14 protein-coding genes and 2 pseudogenes are annotated in these 18,585 nt (G+C 60.7%); 5 read left to right on the forward strand and 11 right to left on the reverse strand.

The genetic code is table 11. The features are described 5' to 3' along the window. Positions 1-24 precede the first annotated feature (24 nt). The 5 genes from NL528_RS31810 to NL528_RS31830 all read right to left on the reverse strand — a co-directional run bounded on the left by NL528_RS31810 (position 25) and on the right by NL528_RS31830 (position 6,059). A complete protein-coding gene (locus NL528_RS31810) occupies positions 25-882 on the reverse strand; it encodes a methyltransferase domain-containing protein (protein ID WP_309178335.1) in 858 nt (285 codons plus the stop codon). After that, the gene (locus NL528_RS31815) at positions 872-1,426 is read right to left on the reverse strand and encodes a DapH/DapD/GlmU-related protein (protein WP_309178336.1); all 555 of its coding nucleotides are present in this window, start codon (positions 1,424-1,426) and stop codon (positions 872-874) included. The genes NL528_RS31810 and NL528_RS31815 overlap by 11 nt, the downstream gene beginning before the upstream one ends. A 137-nt stretch (positions 1,427-1,563) precedes the next feature. Continuing rightward, on the reverse strand, positions 1,564-2,652 hold the full coding sequence (locus NL528_RS31820; protein ID WP_309178337.1) for a glycosyltransferase: 1,089 nt from the start codon (positions 2,650-2,652) through the stop codon (positions 1,564-1,566). A 3-nt stretch (positions 2,653-2,655) separates the two neighbouring features. Further along, positions 2,656-4,494, reverse strand: a complete 1,839-nt coding sequence (asnB, locus tag NL528_RS31825; RefSeq protein WP_309178338.1) for an asparagine synthase (glutamine-hydrolyzing) — start codon at positions 4,492-4,494, stop codon at positions 2,656-2,658. A gap of 2 nt (positions 4,495-4,496) precedes the next feature. Next, positions 4,497-6,059 carry an oligosaccharide flippase family protein gene (locus NL528_RS31830; RefSeq protein WP_309178339.1) on the reverse strand — a complete coding sequence of 521 codons (1,563 nt, stop codon included), beginning with the start codon at positions 6,057-6,059 and terminating at the stop codon, positions 4,497-4,499. A 594-nt stretch (positions 6,060-6,653) separates the two neighbouring features. Between NL528_RS31830 and NL528_RS31835 the strand changes: the two are divergent. After that, positions 6,654-6,782, forward strand: a pseudogene (locus NL528_RS31835) (IS3 family transposase); the annotation flags it as partial. Between the two features lie 111 nt (positions 6,783-6,893). Continuing rightward, positions 6,894-7,116 (forward strand): annotated as a pseudogene (locus NL528_RS31840) (IS3 family transposase); the annotation flags it as partial. A 595-nt stretch (positions 7,117-7,711) separates the two neighbouring features. On the opposite strand, the gene NL528_RS31845 reads toward NL528_RS31840, so the two are convergent. The 5 genes from NL528_RS31845 to NL528_RS31865 form a co-directional block, all read right to left on the reverse strand. Continuing rightward, entirely contained in the window at positions 7,712-8,074 is a 363-nt protein-coding gene (locus NL528_RS31845) for a class I SAM-dependent methyltransferase (RefSeq protein ID WP_309178340.1), read from the reverse strand. Next, positions 8,071-8,349, reverse strand: a complete 279-nt coding sequence (locus NL528_RS31850) for a hypothetical protein (protein WP_309178341.1) — start codon at positions 8,347-8,349, stop codon at positions 8,071-8,073. Before NL528_RS31850 ends, NL528_RS31845 begins: the two co-directional genes overlap by 4 nt. Beyond that, a complete protein-coding gene (locus tag NL528_RS31855) occupies positions 8,346-9,095 on the reverse strand; it encodes a glycosyltransferase family 2 protein (protein WP_309185093.1) in 750 nt (249 codons plus the stop codon). The genes NL528_RS31850 and NL528_RS31855 overlap by 4 nt, the downstream gene beginning before the upstream one ends. Before the next feature lie 304 nt (positions 9,096-9,399). Then, positions 9,400-11,781: an NF038122 family metalloprotease gene (locus NL528_RS31860; protein WP_309178342.1), complete on the reverse strand. Its 2,382-nt coding sequence runs from the start codon at positions 11,779-11,781 to the stop codon at positions 9,400-9,402. A 671-nt stretch (positions 11,782-12,452) separates the two neighbouring features. Next, entirely contained in the window at positions 12,453-13,391 is a 939-nt protein-coding gene (locus tag NL528_RS31865; RefSeq protein ID WP_309178343.1) for a right-handed parallel beta-helix repeat-containing protein, read from the reverse strand. 163 nt (positions 13,392-13,554) lie between these two features. Here NL528_RS31865 and NL528_RS31870 point away from each other — a divergent pair, with 163 nt between their 5' ends. Together NL528_RS31870 and NL528_RS31875 are read left to right on the forward strand one after the other, a co-directional pair. Then, on the forward strand, positions 13,555-13,764 hold the full coding sequence (locus NL528_RS31870; RefSeq protein WP_309178344.1) for a hypothetical protein: 210 nt from the start codon (positions 13,555-13,557) through the stop codon (positions 13,762-13,764). A gap of 204 nt (positions 13,765-13,968) precedes the next feature. Continuing rightward, entirely contained in the window at positions 13,969-14,184 is a 216-nt protein-coding gene (locus tag NL528_RS31875) for a DegT/DnrJ/EryC1/StrS family aminotransferase (RefSeq protein ID WP_309185094.1), read from the forward strand. 32 nt (positions 14,185-14,216) lie between these two features. Here the strand turns inward: NL528_RS31875 and NL528_RS31880 are convergent, their stop codons facing one another. After that, complete coding sequence (locus NL528_RS31880; protein WP_309178345.1) at positions 14,217-14,912, reverse strand: hypothetical protein; 696 nt, start codon at positions 14,910-14,912, stop codon at positions 14,217-14,219. Between the two features lie 356 nt (positions 14,913-15,268). Between NL528_RS31880 and NL528_RS31885 the strand changes: the two genes are divergently transcribed. Then, positions 15,269-18,553, forward strand: a complete 3,285-nt coding sequence (locus tag NL528_RS31885; RefSeq protein WP_309178346.1) for an autotransporter domain-containing protein — start codon at positions 15,269-15,271, stop codon at positions 18,551-18,553. Positions 18,554-18,585 lie beyond the last annotated feature (32 nt).

The following is an 18,585-nucleotide window of genomic DNA, read 5'->3' on the forward strand; positions in this document are numbered from 1 at the left end:
CATTGGCGCCGGTAACCCACATGTTCATGCCCGTGCCTTGTGACAGACAAACGAATAGAGCCGGCCGGGCCGGCGGTCAAAGCGCTCTGCCATCGAAAGCAGCGACATAAAAACGCTCTTGGAAGCAAGCGCGGCGCGCCAGAGGGGCTTCACCGGAATCTTGCTGGTCAATCTTTCCACGACGGCCGTTCGTAACGTCTCGATCGTATAGGGAAACAGATTGATCGGACTCTTCAGCGGCGCAAGCACCTCGATCGCGGCAAATCCCGCAGCCCGTAGCGCGCCGATATATCGATCGAGAAGAAAAGCATGCTCGCCGCCGTAGAGGTGATGCAGGGGATGTTGATCGAGGAATGCCTTGAGGTCGGTCTCGTTGCTGATCACGTGCTCGCGCGCGGCGATGAGCATTCCGCCGGGGCGAAGCACGCGGAACATTTCCCGGCAGGCGCCATCGAGATCGCGCATATGGTGCAGCACCGCCCGCGCGAACACGACATCGAATGTGCCGTCAGCGAACGGCAGCCGCTCGGAAAATTCCTCAACCACCTCGATCGGCAAACGGGCCTCGGCGGTGAGATCCCGAATTGCCGCCGTACCGACCACGGCACTGGGGTCAGGCTCGAGCGCGGTGACTTCAAATCCGCTCCGCGCCAGCGCGTAGCTGGCAATTCCGCGCCCGGCACCGACATCAAGCGCCTTGCCGGTGCGGTTCTTCAGAATGTTCGAAACCGCCTGCCATTCAGTGCTGGCAAAATAGCGCTCGGCAGCAGCGATCAGAGGGTCGTCATAGAAAGCGTCAAGCACCAGCTGGCGCCGGTCCGACTGGTTGCGCAGCCAGATCACTGCATCCTCCCACGTCGTGAAGTTTTGCTCATCTTTCATCGGGTGGGATCTCCCTGATGAGCACGGCCGGATTTCCCCCAACGATGGAGAAGGCCGGGACATCCTTGGTGACGACCGCGCCGGCGGCCACAACGCCGCCCTCGCCCACTGTCACCCCACGCAAGACCATTGCGCCGGCACCAATCCAGGCGTCGTCCCCAATCGTGACCGGGCTCTCGTCGAGCGAGATTTCGCGCGGATGGCCGCGGGTGAAGATTTCCCTGATTTGCTGGTGCCGCGCCGCCGCTCCCAGCGGATGGGTAAGGCTGTCAAGAATATTCGCATTGTGCGAGATCAGGACGCGATTTCCAATGACGATGGAGGCAGCCGACCAGATCCTGGTCCCTTCGCCGACGTAGCACCATTCGCCAATCTTGATCTCGCCACCATGGGCGAACGTGAAAAGCTCGCCCAGGATGCGGCTGTGTCGGCCAACAACGATCTTGTCGGTAGCGCCACGGGCGTTCTTGATCCTTGCACGGGAGCCGAGCACGGCATCATGCTCGAGCCGACAGGTCGCGTGTCCAATCAACCGCTTGATCAAGTAATCGATGTTCATGCGATCAACTCAAGGCATGCTGCGACAGCGGTGGCGATGATCTGGCGCTTCACCCCAGGAACCAAATTTTCCGTTCGCATCATCGACGCCCTCATCCAACCGCCAGCCACGCTCTAGCACGGCTAAATCCGCGCGACGAGACCGACAAAATGCTTCCATTGAGAAGCCTTGCTATAGGCCTGAAAGACCCGACTCCTTCCCCGCCCGGCTATTTCGGCCGATTCCGGCCAGTATTGCAGGCAATTTGAGATGACTTCGGTGGCCTGCTCCGGCGAGCCGTAACTTTCCATGGTGACGCCCGGCTGCATTCCATCGGGATAGCCGCCGGCGTCGGAGACCAGCAGTGCGCCGCATCCCATGGCTTCGAAACAGCGCATGTTCCCCCGATCGGTGCCGGCCATATCGATAGCCCCGTTCAGCACGATCTTTGACGAACCGATAAGCTCGTAAAGCTGTCTCCCAAACACCGGGGGCTTTGCGATCTTGGCGATCGCATCGGGACGCCGATGCTTCTGCAACGGCAGCCAGGCGCCGATTGCGCTTTCCGCAAGCTTCGTCAGCCGCGAAGCGTCGAGGCAATACACGATCCGGCGGCTGCCGGCCAGGCTTGCGACCTGTTCGAGCACCCTCGCGCGCGCTGTATGGTGTCGCGAATAGCCGCCAACAAAGAGCACGTCGATCGGCCTATCGCCGTGACCATACTCGTCCATGATCGGGTCCAGCGCAGGAAAGAACAGCTCGGCACGACAGCCCATGCGGCGCCAGGATTCGAGGATTAACGGAAAGTTTCCGAGCACCGCGCCATAGGCCGTCAGATCGGCGTTTCCTGACGGCGCAGCACGCCAGCAAAACGTCTTGCTGACGCAGCCGGGCAGTTTGCGAACGAACGTACTGGGATAGCGCACGGGATCGAGATTGTAGAAAACTTCGGTCCGGTGCTGCTCGATCTGGGCAAGCAGGATGGCCTCGAGCGTCGGCTTGCCCGCAATCCCCTGCTCGCGCGCCCAATGGCGCTGCAGGATTTCGTCATCGCCATTGGTGAAGAACGCCTCGGGGGCTCCATCAAACACTGGCTTCAGAAAATGCAGCGCGCCAAAGCGGTCGTCCAGGAAGATGCGACGCCGTGCTTCGAAGCTCGACGCTTCCGCCGTGAGCTGGTTCAGCCGCACGAGATAGGACGGGTAAAGCCCGCTATTTTGAAACAGGCGCATCGCTCACGCAAACCTTGCCAGCATCCACTTCATATTCAGATACGGCCAGATCCGGCCGACCGTCTCCCAGTCCCATTGCTTCGACGAAGTCAGGCGGCTGACGGTCCGGCGCAAGCCTTCCTCGTCCACCAGTTCTGCGAACGCGGGCACCTTCCGATCGAGCAGACTGGCGGTCCAGCCGGCGAGAGGCCCGTTCAACCACTCCGGCATCGGCGAATTGAATCCGACCTTCCTGCGCCCCATGCGAATGGATTCCGGCATCAGGTTGGCCATCGCCTGCCGCGCAATGACCTTGGTATAGCCGTTCGATGACTTGCTGGTTTCGGGCAACGCCATCGTATAGGTCACCAGACGCCAGTCCATGAATGGCATCCGGACTTCGATGCCGTGGGCCATCGAGAGGCGATCGAAGTTTCGCAGGATCGTCGGCAGAACGGTGCCGTGAAACATTTGATAGAGGCGCCGATTCAATGACCCCCAGTCCCGCGGCAGCACGTCGTCGTCGCCCACCAGACTGAACCGAGCCGGAACATCACGCAGACCACCGCGCAAAAAATAATGTCCCTGGCGCTTGATCATGAGCGTCCGCAGCAGGTCCACCCCGCGCCTGGCCAATGCCGAACCGGAAGTGATTCCGGCGAGCGCATTTCGTATCCGAAACGCTGCCGATTGTCCCTCCTGGAGATACGCACCCATCAACTCGTCCGCCCCATGGCCATCCAGCGACACTGTCACGTTCTGTCGGCTGAGTTCCCGGTAGATCAACCAGGCCGCGCTTGGTAGCCCGATATAGACGTCATCATTGTCGTCAAGGATCTGGTCTATGTCGGCCAGCGCGTCGTTCCGGCCGATTTCAAGGAACGTCGGAGCGACGTCCGCCCAGGCCGCCGCTTCCTCGGCCATCGGCCGCTCGTCATTTATTGCGCCGGGAAAAGTCGCAACGAAGGCGTGGCGCCAGGATGCATTGTCGCGCGGTCCCATCCCCGCTTTTTCGTGCGCTGCCATGGTGCAGATCACAGCTGACGAATCGAACCCGCCTGACAAACATGTTCCGATCGGCACATCACTGCGCATCCGCAGTGCGACCGCATCCTGGAACAGTTCGCCAAAGCGTTCGACGCGCGCGCCTTCGGTAGCCGGCACCTCCGGCAGATGATCCGCGGTGCGCCACCAGCGCCGGATCTCCAATCGCCCCTGACGAAGCCACATGCAGTGGCCGCCCTGCAGGCGGCGCACCTCCCGGCAAAGCGTCCGTTCGCTTGCTTCGACTCCGAAGGCGTCGAGCAAAAGCCGCCGTGCGACATCGACATCCAGCGCGGTGTTGATCAGACCGCTTCGCACCAGCGCGCGTTGCTCGGATGCAAAAACAAAGCGCTCCGGCGACCACGAATACAACAGCGGCTTGATACCGAAGCGGTCGCGCGCAAGAAATAAATCCTCCGTCTGGGTATCAAAGATCGCCAGGGCCCACATTCCGTTGAAGCGGGACAACATCCCCTCCTGCCACGCCCGCCATGAAGCGAGAATGACCTCCGTGTCGGACTGGCTACGAAAGATCGCCCCTTGCGCCTCAAGCTCGCGCCGAAGCTCGAGGAAATTATAGATTTCGCCATTGAACACGATCACATGGCGGCCGTCGGCGGATACCATGGGCTGAAAGCCACCTTCGCCGGGATCGATGATCGCCAACCTGCGGTGGCCGAAAGCCAGGTTTCGGTTCGCGCTAAACCAGCTTCCCTCGCCATAAGGGCCGCGATGCGCCAGCAGGTTCGTCAGTCGCGAGATTTCCGCAGGGTCGACAGGGTTGCCGCGAATATTAACGATGCCTGCAATCCCGCACATGGTTACGTGGCCTTCATAGGTAGGAAGCGACTGGCGATGACGCGCAAATCCCGCCAGCAGACGGTGCCGTGCGGACCAACCCGCGAGGCGGTGACGACGACGACGAAAATGATACCGGCCGCGAGGCAATAAAGGCCCCCCACATACCACCAGGGCGGTGCGTGGTCGAATAGCGAGTCGCGAACCGCATACCGCAACGCAAGGGCGGTCGCAATGCCGGTGCCGAGCGGCAGCAATACGAAATGGGCGACGCGCGACCACATGCCGTCGACACTGAAACTTCGCCGCAGCAACAGGATGGTCGTGACGATTTGGGCGGTCATGCCGGCGCAGGCGCTCCAGCCCGCAGCCCGCCATCCGAAATAGGGCAGCGCCATTGCGCTGGTGGCCACCGTGAAAACCGCCGTCACCAGCGAGATCAATGCAATGGAGCGGGATCGGCCGTGCGCCAGAAGATAGAATGCGAAGACATTGGCGCTGCATCCGAGCATCCCGGCGATCGAGAGCACGACCAACACCCGCTGGGCTTCGGCCGCGACTTCCGCGCCGGTCCACAGATGAAGCAACGGGCCGGCGACGGGGATCAGCCCGCCAAGCGCGCTCGCAGCCAGCACGTTGAGGATCCAGGAAGAGCGAAACAGCAGATCGGCCTTGCGATCATCGGCCTCTTTTTGCAGCGTGCTGAAGAACGGGAACAGGATTTCGCCGACTTTCAGGACGCCGATATACATCGCCTCCTCCAGCCGCTGCGCGATCGTATAGAAGCCGACGAACTGCGGCTGCAGTAAAGCCCCGAGCAAATATCGATCCGCTTGCCCCGCGATGAGCGCGCCACCCTGCGCGGCTAGTTGCCAGGTACCCAGCTTGACCAATTCACCGAGCGGCTCACGATGAAGCGCGGGGCGCGCCAGCCATTCGCCGATCACGCGACGCGCCATGCCGAAAGCCAGAAGCAAGTTCGTCGCGAAGCCCAATGCCTGACAGCCAAGAAACGTCGAGGCCTGCGGCCAGCGCGGGATCAGCAACAGCGTCGATGCCGTCGCGACCACGGTACTGACGATGCTGATCGAAGCGATCCGTCGATAATCCTGGCGCGCCGCGAACAGGGCCAGAAAGATGGCGGAAAGGCACTGGCACAGCCATCCGGCGCCAGCCAGCAAAAAGGCAAGTCCGAGATCATCTGCGGACGGGCCGCTCAGATGGAACGCCAAACGTGCGAGCGGCGCCCCTGCCAAGCCGATAGCGATCACGATCAAACCGCCGGTGCCTATGGCCAGCATCACCGCCGTGGCGAAGAAGCGTCGCGCATCCTCACAATCGGACGGCGCCAATCGCTGGGCAAGTTCCCGTGTCGTCGACAGCGCCAGCGCGTTGCTGAATGCTAGCGCGGGCGCAACACATGCCGTAACCAGACCCGCGACGCCGAATGCGGCGAGGCCGAGGCGAAAGACCACGAACGGAAGGATTACCAGATTCAATGCCACGGCCAAAGCAAAGGCGATTGCGTTCCAGGCAGAATTTCCCAGCAAATCGATCGAACTGTTTCTCGACTCCGTATCAGCCATCAGGCCATCACACTCTCTAGGTCAAATTGCGCATCTCCTCAGATCGTCACTGACCTGAGGAACATCTTCGTCTCGTTTGTTCTGAAAAGCAGTGCGCTGCCGCTTAGCGAGGTTGAAGCACACAATGAGAAAAGTGCGCGAGTCGTCCTTGAGTGCCAGACGTCACCAACCCCTGTTTATAGGAGCCACCAAAACCGCGCAATATTTTCTTCGTAGACATTGAAATGTCACGGTTAACCGGAAAGGTACTCGTAGCATACGACACGATCATATAATACGCACGCGGTACAAGCCAGACATCAGGTCAGTCGGCAGCGCCAGCAAGATGCGCACCACCTTTACGAAGAAAGCCGCGCCGAAATTTGGAACGGCATGAAATCTGAAGAGGCGGCGAGATAGGATGACCGACGACGCGGCCGCGCAGAAAATCCATAATCTTTCAATGTACGCTTGCCTACGCCCCAAGGATGATGACCTTTTGCGCGTTCTGGCCATTCCAAGGGGTCCCAAAGGAACAAACTTTCGGCGATGGTGTCATCGTCTTTCGTTCCTACCATCGATCTACATTGGAGCTTCTGAATGCCCTTCCCACACTATCTGGCCACGGTCATGGACCTCTACAGCCGCAAGATCGTCGGCGGGGCGATGGCGGATCATTTGCGCGCCGAACTTCCATTGGCGGCCTTAGCGATGGCCATTGCGACACAGCGGCCTGGCGCTGGCGGGCGGATTCAAGTGGTCGTCGCAACACCTGACGAAGGAGGTTGCGATGAGCATTCGAAAGCGGCGTTCAGATCAATGTGGGCGGGCACCATTGTCGTCACCCGGTCGACCGCCGGCTTCCGGGCCTCGATGAGCCCAAGGCCGATTGCTATGACAACGCTCCGATGGAGAGCTTCTTCCACACGCTCAAAACTGAACTCGTCCATCACCAGCATTATGCAACACGTGAGGAAGCCAGACTCGATATCTTTGCTTACATCGAGGGCTTTTACAATCGAACGCGTCGCCACTCGGCATTGGATATCTCAGCCCGATCGAGTTGGAGCTAAAAGCAGTTAACCCTGTCCATTTTTTTCGGGGGAAGATCAGCCCCTCTAGCGGAGAGCACGGGGTATTGGCATATCGGATCACGCCGGCCGGCGAAGCGGAGTTGCTACGGATCGCGGGATAGCCGAAGCGCGCCGGGGGAGCGTTGGCTGTGGCGTTGATTTGCTCGTTCGAATTGTGTTATGGGGACGCTTGGAGCTTGCGATTCCCAGCGGCGCTTCCATCGCGCCAGCCGCCGTCCGTAAGGGTAGCTCATTGGCTTTACAATGGAATTTCCGGATCAAATCGGCACTCATCGTGAGTGCATGGGTTGCATACTTTTGCGGCGCTTATTATCTCAAAATCTCTTACGTCTCACCGACGCCTCCTCCAGGTATGGAGGCCGTGCTGTTAAGGGGACCATTCACGCCATTCAGCCCGACAAACTCTGGTTTCGCAGTGATTTCCGCCGATCCCAAATTTGATGAACTGGCGGACAACGTAGAAGATAATAACCGATCACCTATCGTAATGTACGAGGATAGTACTCCACTCGGACCCGGTCACAGCAACCACGCCTCCATTCGAGACATCGGTATGGGCCGATATTCTCACTGGCAACATCACGGATTTATTTTTTCGACGAGCGATAACAGCGACCCGAACATAAGCCTGTGACCGTCATAGACATCATAGTCGACATCCGGATTTGTTTGTCGGGCCATGTCCAGGAACTGGGCCGCGACCTCAACGCCGGTGACCTTGACCGGCAACGCCGACGATTTGAGGAAAGGATGGATCGCCCCGTTGCCGCAGCCAATATCAAGAATATTGAGCGGGCGTGGCTCTTTCACCTTGGCTTCAAGCAATTCGACAAGAAGGTCGGCCTTCACCTGCGTGTAAAAATCATGGGTCTTGCCGCCGAAAGCGATGGCATTGTTGATTTCATCTTCGTAGCGGTGTCGGTATTCGTCGAATTCGCTCACTGGACTCTTCCACTCATGCCCCGATCGATTGTCTCGATCCGTCTTAGCGCCTGCCCCATTGCATCGATGTTAGTGCTCTGTTCTATAACCGTGGTAGGCCGAAACCGGACCTGAGCATAAATACGGCCAACATATTCTCCAATAATTCCCAGAAAAATCGCATTCAGGCTGATACCGAACAACAAGAGAACGGTCGTGGTGGCAAAACCTTCGGGCCAGTCCAAACCGAACCCGATCCGGCTGAACAGGTAGAAGAGACTGAGCAGGAACGTCATACAGGCGACGATAAGACCCGCGTAGGTCGCCAGTCGAAGCGGCACGATGGAATGAGCCAGCAGCGCATCGACCGCGAGCGCAATGAGCTTCCGCAGCGGGAATTTGCTCTGCCCCGCCGTCCGCTCCTTACGATCGTAAATACCAAACCCGGATTGGTGGCGAGTAGGGAAGTGAGCCCTCGCAGATAGGGCGAGGCATCATGAATCTCGCGTAACTGATCAAGCAGCGAGCGATCGAGGAGTCTGAAATCTCCGCTGTCGACCTGTATGTTATCCTGCGAAATGGCGCGCAGTATCCGGTAAAAATAGCGGCGGGCCATCTGGTGCGCCTGCCCATCGCTTCGGGTCCTCCTGACGCCAAGTACAAGGTCGTGGCCAGCCCGCCAGCGATCCAGGAATTCCAGCATCACCGCCGGAGGATCCTGCAGATCGCAGTCTATCTGGATCGCCGCGTCTCCGCTGGACATGCGCAGGCCAGTCAGCACCGAGCGATGAAAGCCGAAGTTCCGGGTGAAGCGAATACCACGAACGCGTTTGTCGGATTGCCCAAGACGCGAAATGATCTCGAAGGATTTGTCGTCGCTATGATTGTCGGTGAATATGATCTCAAAAGTATAACGATCTGCAACAGAAGCAAAAACCTCGCACACTGCGTGGTAAGCCGCTTCGATGTTCTCCTCTTCGTTGAAAACCGGAATAACAACCGAGACGGTTTTCCGGAGCGTGGCTGCTGTTGTATCTTCCATTTTCAAGTTTGTTTCCGCGGCAAGATATCAGAAATGCCCCATACTCCTGATCGCTGGGTTGGCACCAAGCCAGCGAACAGTCACCGACTTCAACGCAAGTCAAGAAGGATCTTGATCTCACGGACACATCCGCAATTCAAGCCTGAAATCGATGACTGGCCGGTGCAGGAAACAAGATACCAGGTCAGGCGCTGGAACTATTTATCCAGCCGCGCCGGGATATTAGCGAGATTCAGCGCGAGGCTTGAAACGCTTCGCGATAACTGAGGAACTCGCTGTGTAATACCCCACAGCCGTGAGCTGATCATACAATATGAAAATCGTTGAGATGATGCTGCAGCAGGTCAGCCGCGGGCGGCTGGGCGTTACTCACATCTGCCCCCGTGAGAGCATTGCCATGCCCCAAGTCCGAGGCGGTGGTGACGGCGGTATGATCGAACTGGATATGATCGAGGCCCTGCGGATTGTTCGCGATCGTTCCCTTGACCAAATTGTCGCCAAATACGAAGGCATCGCTGGCCGACCCGCCGCCGAACAGTTCGTTGACAGATGTCCTCGCGTTGGTCATTGCCTGTGGGGCTGTTGCCGCCGGGGCTGACACCGTCATCTGCACGACGTTGTAGGTGTTATTGATCTCGTTGCTCTCGCTGACGTGGTTGTTGTAGTCGGCGATGCCACCGATGTAATAGGTGCCAGGCGCGAGATTGGCGGGCAACGCCACCGACACAGTCTGGTGATCGTAATAGCCGGGCTGGCTGACCGTCGCCAGAGTCCCCGAGTTTACGGTCGCGAGCAGCGTGTCGGATGTGGTGATGGTGGAGTCGGTGGACAGATAGATGCCGGCGGTCGACGCGCCCGATATGCCGTTGCCAAGGTTCATCGCATAAGCATCGACCGTGACGCTGGCGCCCGGCGCCACGGTGGTGTTGCTCACGCTCACATACTCGGAGAGATCCGGTTGTCCCACCGTCGGCGCCGCAACCGTGATCTGCACGGCGTTGTAGGTGTTATTGATCTCGTTGCTCTCGCTGACGTGGTTGTTGTAGTCGGCGATGCCACCGATGTAATAGGTGCCAGGCGCAAGATTGGCGGGCAACGCCACCGACAAGGTCTGGTGATCGTAATAGCCGGGCTGACCGACCGTCGCCAGCGTCCCCGAATTTACAGTCGCGAGCAGCGTGTCGGATGTGGTGATGGTGGAGTCGGTGGACAGATAGATGCCGGCAGTCGACGCGCCCGATATGCCGTTGCCAACGTTCATCGCATAAGCATCGACCGTCACGCTGGCGCCCGGCGCCACGGTGGTGTTGCTCACGCTCACATACTCGGAGAGATCCGGCGCCGCAACCGTGATCGGCACAACGTTGTAGGTGTTATTGCTCTCGTTGCTCTCGCTGACGTGGTTGTTGTAGTCGGCGATGCCACCGATGTAATAGGTACCAGGCGCGAGATTGGCGGGCAACGCCACCGACAAGGTCTGATGATCGTAATAGCCGGGCTGACCGATCGTCGCCAGCGTCCCCGAGTTTACAGTCGCGAGCAGCGTGTCGGATGTGGTGATGGTGGAGTCGGTGGACAGATAGATGCCGGCGGTCGACGCGCCCGATATGGCGTTGCCAACGTTCATCGCATAAGCATCGACCGTGACGCTGGCGCCCGGCGCCGCAGCGGTGTTGCTCACGCTCACATACTCGGAGAGATCGGGTTGTCGGGGTGAAAACGCATGGAAGCCCAACGCATCGAGCTGTTGTTTGTCAGCGGCCGTAAGACTCTGGAGTGTACCGCCGCTGTAAAATTCATTGAACGGATCGTTGTAGCCCTGCACGCCACTGTTGAGAAAATCGCTGGGATCGGAGGTCTGGCCGAAGTCGGCCAGTTTCGTATTGCCGCCGTCGACGGAGAAATAGGCGGCCGAAGCGGTGCTGGCGCCGTTGAACATCCGCACGCCGGGGCTGGTAAAGCGAAACAGGTCGAAGATATCGGGTGACGTGCTGTAGGGCGATCCGTAGGGGACGCGGCCCATCGCATGGGTGAGTTCATGCAGCGCGACGCCAACCAGCAAGTTCGAATTGATGTCGGTCGCAAAGGTGGCGCTGCCATCGTCGGTGGCGGTGTCATTGGCCCCCAATAACCCCCAGAGCTTCAACTGCGCATTCCAAACGGCGACGTTAGATTGGCCCTGGATCGATGACCCGCTCGGTAACGCGTTGAAGGTCGTATCGCCCGGCGTGGCGTTGTTGACCAGATCGGCCCTGACAGACGAATAGCTTTCATAGAGGCCGTTATCGGGACCAGCAGCCGCACCGCCGCCGGTGCCGCTATAGTCGATTTTGATGTTGACGGTAATCTGGTCGGAAATCGTTGACGTCAAAATCGCCGCCGCCTGCTGGATGCCCGCCCGGAAACTCGCGGGCGCGGCCATCGCCGCGGCGTCGTACAAGAGGTTGATGGTAATGCCCCCGCCAGTCAGGGAGACGGTGGTCGTGGCGCCGCTTTGGGCGCCCAGGGATTCGACGGCTTCGCTGGTAAGGGCCGGAGTTGACGGAATCTCCACCGGGGTGCTGGCGGGTGGTTTTCCGCCATCATGGCCGGCCGGAGACGAGAAGCGCGTATAGATCTCGGCCCCGGCCGTGTAGAGAAAGCTATCGGAGGGGTCTTGCGGGTCTGTGATGAATCTCGACTTCATCGCTTAGTCTTTGATCCTCAACGAGAATTCAGGCCACATCAATGGCTCAATTGCCCTTTTCGGTACCATAGCCACCGAAGGCAGGCACGATGGGCGCGATCGGGTTGGTTCGCGAAAACCACATCTGTGGATACAATGTTTCTCCCGCGTTAATTTGGGGTTTCTAACCGGAGTTCGAGGCAGTTTTTTGTCTCTGAGCGCCCGACGCCGCCGGCGCCGAAGGCGTAAGCTGCAAATCCGGACACGGCACTGCGGGAAGCGGTCAACGCACGCTTCGCAGCGTTACGAAACTCGCGGGAACCGTGGCTCGGTAGCGCCTCAGTCTTTACCGAACGACGGGAAGGTCATTGCGGACGAACGCTGCTGATCCCAGGTTTTAGTTCGTTCTGCCAACCTCAAATTTGCATCCGCGACTAATGCAGGCAGGCCTGATCCATCGGCTGTCGATGAACACCGACGACTCGCCTTCTAATTGCTGGCAGGGCTAGCGTTTCGATTTGCGCAAGCGCACGCCCGCCCCTCCCCCATTTTCCGCGATGAACTGAACTCGGGCCTTTTCGAGGGCGGCGACGAGTTTTCCCCCGTTTCAACTCTGCCGCCCAGTAGGCCATCTTCCGAGGGGCTTTTTGCATTTCCGTGATTGGCGGCCGATGGGCCGCCAAGCCGTCAGGCTATTGCAACCCGGTCGGATTGGTCACGCCGCCGATGGGCGTGATCGTTCCGCCTGCACCGTTGTTGGTGAAGCGGCTGTTCGTATTGGAACTGACGGTACCGGATACGCCGACATTGTTGAACGAGACATCGTTGTTGGACAGGTTGACCGATCCTCCCGCCTGCACGATGCCGATCCCGTTGAAGGTAATCGTGGTGGCGTCAACGTTGATTCCGCCGCCCGAGATCGCAATGCCCTCTGTATTGCTTGACACGAGCGAATTGCTGAGATGAACGGCCGCGCCGGCACCGATCGCGACACCGACGCCGGCATTGATGACCCTGAGATTGCTGAGCGTCGCCTTGATCGGGCCGGCGCCCGCGCTCGCTACCGTAATGCCGCTCCCCCCCATGTCCCGCAGAGTGGTGTTCACGACGTTCAGCGTCCCGGTGGTGCGCCGATCGGCGATGCCGGTCGCCGTGGCGCTGAAATTGCCATTGACCAGACAGTCCTCGATATTGACGAAACTCCCGGCTCCCGCGCCGAGAATCTGGATGCCGACGATGCCGCTGTCAAAGCCTTGGAAGTTGATGTTGCGTAGGTTCACCGTCTTCCGCGTGTCCGTTCCGGCAAAGGAGTCGAAGGGGATATTGATGCCGTTCGTTCCTGCATTGAGGATCGAGGCGAACACCTCATGGCAGTCGATGGTGATCGATTTCGTGATGGTCACCGCGCCGAAGCCCCCAGGATCGAGGCAGTTGATCTCGCCGTTCGTGGCCGTCTTCGAGATCGCGCCCGCGAAGGTCTTGCACGGCGCCGTGCGGCTGCACGGATTGGCGTCGTCACCAACGCCGGACACCCAAGTGCGACTCGCCTGCGCTTGAGCGGGATTGGCCGTAAGGGATAGAGCAAGCATTGTTGCGAGAACAGCCAGCGACAGGGCAAACAGCTTCTTCACGATAGCCTCCAATGTTCAACAACAAAAAAAAGGCCGGCCAAAACCGGACAGTTAAATGATGACGAGAGTGCAGGAACGCGATGACACGCCAAAGTTAAAGGCCCCTAGCCCCTCAAGCGCTGGCGCCTCATCGTGTTTGTCTCCCCAAGATCGATAACGTTCGATGCAATTGCGTTTTTCCACCGTCCGCAAGGCAGTTGTTGTGGCCGAAAATCCGTCAGAGTTGGTGACCCAATACAATATGCTGACGGATCAAGCAATTGGCGTTGATCAAAAAAGCCACAATTCCGAGGCCGGCGCGCGGCTATTGAACGACCTCGGCTCTTTGCTGTATCGGCGCCGATGCCGAGGCCAGAGCGAGCGCGTTTCATAGCCCGTCCGGCTCGCCATTCTTGGACATCGAGCGCGGGACAAACGACGCGTAGGAGGTATCAAGGCGACCGGCAGGCGGGACCGCCAAGCCTCCGACCGCGGGTATACCAAGTGCGAACCACCCTACCGACGTGCCGTATTCCGTCAGCACAACGGCCACATCTCTTACGTCATTCTGCCGCCCGATATCGATCGTCAGGCGGTACTGCGCGAACTCAAGGGCCATGCGATCCAATCGGTATTTCATTACGTCCCGCTGCATTCGTCGCCCGCGGGCCAGCGCTTCGGGCGGGCGCATGGCGAACTGTCGCTGACGACGTCGCTGTCGGAACGCCTGATCAGGCTGCCGATGTGGCTGGGCCTGGCGGAAGCCCAGCAGCAGCGGGTCTGCGACGTATTGGGCGCGATTCTCGGAAAATAGCGGACCACAGTGTCGGCCCGCCCAGATCAGGTTCAAAGGCCGTCTGACTCACCGTTCTTCGGCGTTGAGCGTGGTGCGAACGGCGCATAAGCCCCGTCTGTGGCGCCAGCAACCGGTTGCGGCACCGGCATGCCGGGTATACCGGCCGGCATGCCGGGTATGCCAGCGGCGCCTTCCTGACGCTGCAGGGCGAGAACTTCGCTCCGGTCAGCCTTCTTGAGCGTGACCTCGCGGGCCTGGACCGAGCTGAGCTGCCACCCGGCATGGCTGTCACCCTGCCGCAAGCGGAAGATTTTCTGATTGCTCCGGTCGAGGAAAACCGCAATCGCGTCGCCGTCGCCGACGACGGCTCCAATCAGCGCCAGCGCCAGGCGGTCCGGTGCGGCCGGCGGCGGCGGCGGCGCGACAGCCTGCGCCGCGGGCGCAACCACGGCACGCTGCGGCGGCCGCCTTGAGGCGGAGAAGATCGGACGCTCCTGGGTGGCCGACAGCGCCGAAAGCGGCACCGACCACAGCGGATTTCCGGTCGGCGTCCTCGCGGGCTCCCGGCTCGGCTTGGCAAGCGGTTTCACGGCGCCGACGTCGACGCTGTCGGGGCCGCCCCCTGGCCGATCGTCGGACAGAATATCGGTGGAAGAGGTCGCCGCACGCGGCTCCGGCGAAAGGCCGATCGCAACCATGCCGCCCGATAGCAGCACCAGCGTCAGAATTTTGAGCCGCCCGACCATCTCTTATAACCCGCCGCTAGCCTCGCCGCCGCCAGATCCGCGGTGAACTTACCTGTAACCACGGCGCCCATCAACGCAATGCGAATCGAAGCTGAGCCCGCAGCGCCTCGGCTCCCCCCGGGTGCGGCGGGACAGCGCGTTTTCCGGGAACCTTGCTGGTGCCACGCGCCCTGAATGTTGCCAAACAGCCACGCCGCCGGAAATACGAACGGGCTTGGCCCACGCCGGGGCAAAACGGCTCGAGGCGCGTTGCCCGCGGGCGCAACGCCGTGAGAATATGGCGAAAATCGGGGTCGAAACGTTTTGATTTCCAACGCGATTCGGACGCATTTACGTAAGAATTTGAGAAACACTCCATGGTCGATCTGAAATTGTCTCTGCCGGACACCAGACGCACACTGCAATCGGTCACTCGGCATTCGCTGGCAGTCCTGCTCGCGACATCAGCGCTTGGCGTGGTCTCGGCGCACGCCGTCGACGGCAACTGGGCCGGCGCATCGAGCAGCGAATGGACCGACGGCACAAACTGGAGTTCGACCCCGAGCGTGCCCGATGGCACGGCGACGTTTACCAACACCGGCCCGGCCGCCGTTCAGAGCAACGGGTTCGTCAATATCGGCACCGTCCTGTTCACCGGCGCCCCCCTCCCCAACGCCCAAGCTTACACGATCGACACCAACGACATCTTCCTGGTGAACGGCACCGGCGTCTTCAACAATTCGACCAATACGCAGACCTTCAACGTCAATTCCAGCATGGTGTTCCAGAATTCCAGCAGCGCCAGCGCCGGAAGCCACGCCGTCACCTACAACAATAACGGCGCAATCTCCTTCACGAACAGCAGCACCGCCGGGACAGCCATCATCACCAACAACGGCGACGTGGAATTCAACAACACCAGTACCGCTGGCAGCGCGGCGATTACCAACAACATCGTCATGAACTTCCAGGATTCTTCCTCGGCGGGCAGCGCCAGCATCACCAATGCCGCCACAGGTTTCCTGACGTTCAATACGTCGTCGTCCGCCGGCACCGCGACGATCATCAATAACAATTCGCTGCAGTTCACCGGTTCCAGCACCGCCAGCAGCGCCACGATCACGACGAACAACGGGGCCACGACCAGCTTCACCGGCTCGAGCACCGGCGGAAATGCCCGCTTCATCACCAATGCGGGCGGCACGTTCGACATGTCGGGCCTGAGCGCGGCCGGCATGACTGCCGGTTCGATCGAGGGCGCGGGTAATTACGTTCTAGGCGGAAAAACGCTGACGACCGGCGGCAACAATCTTTCCACCCAGGTGGACGGCGTGATTTCCGGTACGGGCGGCAGCCTGATCAAGGTCGGCTCCGGGACCCTGACGCTCACGGGCAGCAATAGCTACACCGGCGCTACCACGATCTCCGCGGGAACGCTGGCGCTGTCGGGCACCGGCAGCATCTCCAGTTCCAGCAGCGTCACCGTCAACGGCACGTTCGACATCTCCGCCTCCACTGTTCCGTTCAACCTCGTCACGACGCTCGCCGGAAACGCCAGCGGCATCGTGAATCTCGGCGCTAATGGACTCGCGATCGGCAATGGCTCGACCGAATTCGCCGGTTCGATTCAGGGCACCGGCGGCTTCGAGGTCATCGCCGGGACACAAACGCTGTCCGGCACCAACACCTACACCAACGCAACCCAGGTCGATGCCGGCGCCACGCTGGCGCTCAAGGGCAACGGCTCGATCGCGAATTCGGCGTTCGTTACATTTTCACCCGGCGGACCGAGCCAGGTCGGAACCTTTGATATTTCGCAGACCAATTCGGGGGCATCGATCAAGGCCCTGTTCGACATTGCCGGTGTCGGCGTCGTCGCGTTGGGATCGAGGACCCTCACCATCACATCCGGCAGCATCTTCGCGGGCGTGATCCAGGACGGCGGCATTGGCGGCGGCACCAGCGGCAATCTGACTATCGCAATCGGCGCCGCGCAGCTCCTGACCGGCACGAATACCTATACCGGCGCGACGACGATCGCAGCTGGCGGCCTATTGGCCCTCACTACGTTTGGCGGCAACAGCGGCAGCATCGCGACCTCCAGCGGCGTGACGACCAATGGCGCGTTCGATATTGCGGGGCTGACCACCGGGGGCACCTCGATCAAGTCACTGTCGGGCACCGGCACCGGCGTGGTCAATCTCGGCGTCAACACGCTGACGGTCAGCAACGCGAACGGAGCCTTCTCCGGTGCGATCCAAGGCATCGGCGGCGTGACGATGACGGGCGGCATGGAGATTCTCTCCGGCATCAACAGCTATACCGGCAACACCACCGTCAACGGCGGCACGCTGGCGGTCGGCGGCTCGCTCGCGACCTCGGTGCTGACCACCGTGAATGCCGGCGGCACGCTCGCCGGCTCCGGCACGGTCGGCAACACCGCAATTGTCGGCGGCACGCTCGCCCCCGGCAGCGTCGGCAGCACGTTCGGCCCGCTCACCGTCCAGGGCAGCCTCTCCTTCACGGCGGCCTCGACCTACATGATCCAGGTCTCGCCGACCAATGCCGGCCTCACCAATGTGACGGGCACCGCAAACCTCGGCGGCGCCACGGTGAACGCGGTGTTCCAGCCGGGCAGCTATGTCGACAAGAAGTACACCATCCTCACCGCGACCGGCGGACTCGCTGGCACCACCTTCAATCCGGCGGTCGTTTCCAACAACCCGAACCTGCAGGCAACGCTCAGCTACGACGCCCACGATGCGTTCCTGAACATCAAGCTCTCATTCGTTCCGCCGACCGGGCTCAACATCAATCAGCAGAACGTCGCCAACGCGCTGACCAATTTCTTCAACACCACGGGCAGCATTCCCGCAGCCTTTGCGACGCTCAACGCCGCAGGGCTGACAGTCGCCTCCGGCGAACTCGGCACCGGCGTGATCCAGTCCTCGATCAAGGCCGACGACCTCTTCCTCAATCTGCTGCTCGATCCCACCATTGCAGGCCGCGGCGCGGGCTTCAGCGCCCCCGGCAGCGCCTCGCAATATGCCGGCGACGACGAGGCCTCCGCCTTCGCCGAGAAACGTCTGGCGACGCCGAGCGAGCGCGCGGCCTACGCCATGGTGACCAAGGCGCCGCTGCTGGCTCCCCAGCCGGCCAACCGCTGGAGCGTCTGGGGCGCCGGCTATGGCGGCTCTGCGACCATCAATGGCAACGCCGTCGTCGGGTCGCAGGACACCACGGCCCGCGTCTGGGGCATCGCCGCCGGCGCCGACTACAAGGTCACGCCGGACAGCCTGATCGGATTCGCGGTGGCGGGCGGCGGGACCAGATTCTCGCTCGCCAACAGCCTCGGCAGCGGCTCGGCGGACCTGTTGCAGGCCGGTGTCTTCGGCCGGCAGAATTTCGGCCCGGCCTATCTGTCGGCGGCGCTGGCCTATGGCTGGCACGACGTCACCACCAACCGCACCGTGACGCTGGCCGGCTTCGACCAGTTGCAGGGCCGTTTCCGGGCCGAGACGTTCTCGGGCCGGTTCGAAGGCGGCTACCGGTTTGCCACCCCCGTGGTCGGCCTCACGCCCTATGCCGCCGCCCAGGTGATCAGCTTCAATCTTCCGGCCTATCATTACAGTTGCCGTTTTGCTTTGAAGTGGGCTCGCTGAGCGACCGCCTGATGAGCTCTACGCCAGAGTGA

This window comes from Bradyrhizobium sp. Ash2021, from assembly GCF_031202265.1.
In the GTDB taxonomy this organism is placed as follows: Bacteria; Pseudomonadota; Alphaproteobacteria; order Rhizobiales; family Xanthobacteraceae; genus Bradyrhizobium.

Bases quoted from the DNA above. Each gene is read 5' to 3' on its own strand.
- NL528_RS31810 (WP_309178335.1), bottom strand. From the start codon at position 882: ATGAAAGATGAGCAAAACTTCACGACGTGGGAGGATGCAGTGATCTGG.
- NL528_RS31820 (WP_309178337.1), bottom strand. From the start codon at position 2,652: ATGCGCCTGTTTCAAAATAGCGGGCTTTACCCGTCCTATCTCGTGCGG.
- asnB (WP_309178338.1), bottom strand. From the start codon at position 4,494: ATGTGCGGGATTGCAGGCATCGTTAATATTCGCGGCAACCCTGTCGAC.
- NL528_RS31830 (WP_309178339.1), bottom strand. From the start codon at position 6,059: ATGGCTGATACGGAGTCGAGAAACAGTTCGATCGATTTGCTGGGAAAT.
- NL528_RS31850 (WP_309178341.1), bottom strand. From the start codon at position 8,349: ATGACGTTCCTGCTCAGTCTCTTCTACCTGTTCAGCCGGATCGGGTTC.
- NL528_RS31855 (WP_309185093.1), bottom strand. From the start codon at position 9,095: ATGGAAGATACAACAGCAGCCACGCTCCGGAAAACCGTCTCGGTTGTT.
- NL528_RS31860 (WP_309178342.1), bottom strand. From the start codon at position 11,781: ATGAAGTCGAGATTCATCACAGACCCGCAAGACCCCTCCGATAGCTTT.
- NL528_RS31870 (WP_309178344.1), top strand. From the start codon at position 13,555: ATGCAATTGCGTTTTTCCACCGTCCGCAAGGCAGTTGTTGTGGCCGAA.
- NL528_RS31880 (WP_309178345.1), bottom strand. From the start codon at position 14,912: ATGGTCGGGCGGCTCAAAATTCTGACGCTGGTGCTGCTATCGGGCGGC.
- NL528_RS31885 (WP_309178346.1), top strand. From the start codon at position 15,269: ATGGTCGATCTGAAATTGTCTCTGCCGGACACCAGACGCACACTGCAA.